The following is a 3568-nucleotide window of genomic DNA, read 5'->3' as shown; positions in this document are numbered from 1 at the left end:
TCGCGCGCCGGGGCCAGCACCGCGGGCGCGAGTCGGCGACCGGCGTCGGCGACGGTGGCGACCGCGCCCGCGGCGGACAGGGTGATGGGATCGCCCACACCGTCGAGCTGTTCGCGCCAGTACTCCCCGTCCTTGAGGAAGCGGGTGGTCTCGCGATAGCGGGATTCGTCGGCGTAGATGCCGGCCAGCGGGGTCGCGCGGGAGACCACCGGTTCGGTGTGGTTCTCCAGCGCGCTGTAGATCTCCGCGGTGCGGGTGACGGCGTTCATCGCGCCGTAGCCGTCGATGACGATGTGGTGGGCGCGCGAGTACCAGAAGTACTCCGAATCCCCGACCCGCAGCACCACATTGATGGTGAGCGGATCGTGTTCGATGTCGATGGCCGAGCTGGCGTGCTCGTTCATCCAGGTCAGCGCGGCCGCCCGGGGGTCGGGTTCGGCGCGCAGGTCGATGCGCGCCCAGCCGGGCCGCCAGCTGGGGTCGACCACCTGGTGCGGGATCCCGTCGATCTCCGCGAGTCGCACATGGCCCACCTGGGTTTCGGAGCCGAAGCGCTCGATGGCGTAGAGCAGGCGGCCGACATCGAGATCGCCGTGGATCTCCACGTATTGCGCGATGGTGAGCGGAATATCGGGCCGGATGCGCTGGGCATACCAGAGGGCCGATTGCGCGGGCGACAGCGCGAAAGGTTGTGCTGAGAATTCACCAGAAGAGCATTGGTCGACGCGATCCGTGGCCAATGAACTCATCAATCACTCCGTTCTGCCGCTGTTGACGCAACTCCCCGAGCACCGCACCCGACGCTGCGACTGCCACGCGCACGCGTGTAGTCGTAGGACGTGATCCACGCCCTATGATTCGGTGCATCCCGCCGACCGGACTGGTGGCGATCTCGAGTTGTCCGGCAACGAACCTCGTTGGCGGAGTGGATTATTGATTAGCTACCTCACCGCAAACTTCGCGAAAACCGTGATCTACCAGTATTGATAGGATTCAGAGTGCGCGATATCAGCGGTGCTACTGTGACTTAGCTAACATCAGGTGAAGCTGCGGCAGGCGGGTTCGGCGGGCGTCCCTCATACGCGCCGCCGCCACGAACGGCAGGGCTGCTCCGGCTCGGACCGATCACACCCCGCGCCGGGCACGGGCCACCTCGCGTGTGGAGCCGGACGGTTATCCGGCTGCGTCCTGGTCGGCCGGCGGTGCGGGGGTGGTCGTTCGCCGTCGGATCGCTGCCGCCACGAGTGCGGCCGCGGCCAGAATACACAAGACATACTCCGGCGCGGGGCCGATCCGCGTGGCGAGTGTCGTCTCGGTGCGCAGCGGCAGCTCGGCCACCAGCGCCGCGGGCACGAACTGGGCAGTCTGCTGCTGGATTCGGCCGTCCGCGCCGATCATCGCGCTCACCCCGGTGGTGGCCGAGACCACCAGTGCGCGACCGTGCTCCACCGCGCGCACCCGCGACATGGCGAGCTGCTGGTAGGTCATCTCGCTCTTGCCGAAGGTGGCGTTGTTGGTGGGCACCGTGAGGATTTCCGCGCCCGCGCGCAGCGACTGTTCGAAGGCGCGGTCGAAGGCGACCTCGTAGCAGGTGGCGACGCCGATCGGCACGCTCCCGGCGGCCGCGGTCGGCACGTCCACCGCACCGTCTCCCGCGCCGGGCACGAAATATCCGGCGCGGTCGGCGTATTCGGAGAAGTGCCGGAAGAACTCACGGTAGGGCAGGTATTCGCCGAAGGGCTGGATGATCTTCTTGTCGTGGCGGTCGACCGGACCGTTCGCGCCGTCCCAGACCATGACCGAATTCGTGGTGGTGCGGTCGGAGTTGACCAGCACCGCGCCGACCAGGATCGGGGCCCCGATCGACTCGGAGGCCCGGGTGATGAGCGCGGCGGCGTCGCCGTTGCGCAGCGGATCGATATCCGACGAATTCTCCGGCCAGATCACCACATCCGGGCGCGGGACGCGACCGGCGGCCACCTCGCGGGCCAATTCCTCGGTGCGCCGGACGTGATTGTCCAGAACCGCGCGGCGCTGGGCGTTGAAGTCCAGGCCGAGGCGGGGCACGCTGCCCTGGATCGCGGCGACCGTGATCGGCCGGTTGCCGTCCTCCGGGCCGGGCAGCGCGGTCCGGAGGATCACTCCGGTGAGTGGAATGATAGCCACAAGCATGGTCGCGGAAATAATCAAGTTCCAGGATGTGGGACGCCAAGCTCCCCATCTGGAACGACGCGGGGAGTTGGCCGGGGCCTCCGCACCCGCCCGCCACCGCCGCACCGCGACCGCCAGCGCGGCCAATCCGGTACCGGTGAGCGCCACCAGGAAACTGACCAGCGGTGCGCCGCCGAGCATGGCGTACGGCAGGTACCAGCCGTCACCCTGACCGAAAGCCAGCCTCCCCCAAGGAAATCCGCCGAACGGGAAACTCGACCGCAGCCACTCGGTGAGCGACCATCCGGCCGCCACCCACAGCGGCCACCCCGGCAGCCACCCCACCCACCGCGCGACCACGCCGAACAGTCCCACGTACACCGCGCACACCGCCGACAGCGCCAACCACGGCACCGGTCCCACATAGATCCCGGTCCACGGCAGCAGCGGCAGGAAGAATCCCAGCCCCGCCAGCATCCCGTACCCGAATCCCGCACGCGCCCGCCCACTGCCGCGTACCACCAGCGTCAGCACGGCAATGCCCACCGGGGCCAGGAACCACAGCGTCCGCGGCGGAAAGCTCGCGAACAGCAACAGCCCGGCCACCGCGGCGGCCAACGATCGCGCCACCACCGGATACCGCCGCACCACACCCTCGACGCGGCCACGCACCCCACCGAGGTCCACCGCGTCCGTCACCGCCCCACCGTCACTCACGGCCGTGCCCTCCACGCAGTTGATCGGTCCCGCTACCGATGACCCGGCAGACCACACTGCCGACCGCCTCGGGTGGCACCGATGCCCACCGAGGTCGCCCCCGCGTGCCGAGGTGAAGAAGGCGCACACGACGACCGCCGTCGAAATCCACGGTCCCGAGATCCCGATGCCCAGAGTGCAGGCGGTGCCCGCAGTCGAATGTCGCGCCCGGTCGACTCGCCTCGGCTACCGCGCCCGCGTGATCCTGCGGTTCGACGGGACACGGTGGCGCCGACGACCGGACCGCAGCGAACCGGCTGCCACCACCGATGCTCACCGCCGCACCGGGCACGCCCGATGGGTGTCGACGCGTGGTGGCACCGAATCCGGCAGGAGCGGAGCGTGTTTCGCCGGACCTGCGGGTGGGGATGACGCATGCCGCAGCCGTCGGACCCGCGACGGACGAGCGGCGGCGCGGCGGGGTGGACGAGCAGCTTTCGACACAGCCGCGAGTGACGGCGCCATGCCGCGGGAAGCTGGGCCTCGGGGCGCTGTGCCGCAGGGGTCCATTCGCCATGGATTCAATCGCCATGGATGGTGACCCCGCGGTGCACGGTGCGCAGGCAGCGCGGCAGTGGCGCGGTGGGGTCGAGGGGTGGGAGTCCGGGGACGCGGGAGCGGGGGTCGGTGGACCAGCGCTGGACGGAGTCGGCCGACGCGG

2 protein-coding genes are annotated in these 3568 nt (G+C 69.6%); both read right to left on the bottom strand.

Translation table 11 applies throughout. The features are described from left to right. Positions 1-749, bottom strand: a 749-nt coding sequence (locus QK444_RS34205; protein WP_282786152.1) for a condensation domain-containing protein, incomplete at its 3' end; no start/stop codon positions are given. 424 nt (positions 750-1173) lie between these two features. Next, positions 1174-2823 carry an apolipoprotein N-acyltransferase gene (lnt, locus tag QK444_RS34200; RefSeq protein ID WP_282786153.1) on the bottom strand — a complete coding sequence of 550 codons (1650 nt, stop codon included), beginning with the start codon at positions 2821-2823 and terminating at the stop codon, positions 1174-1176. Positions 2824-3568 lie beyond the last annotated feature (745 nt).

Origin of the sequence: Nocardia sp. CC201C, assembly GCF_030010695.1 — a bacterium.
Lineage (GTDB): Bacteria > Actinomycetota > Actinomycetes > Mycobacteriales > Mycobacteriaceae > Nocardia > Nocardia otitidiscaviarum.
This window is presented reverse-complemented; position numbering and strand designations above follow the sequence as displayed.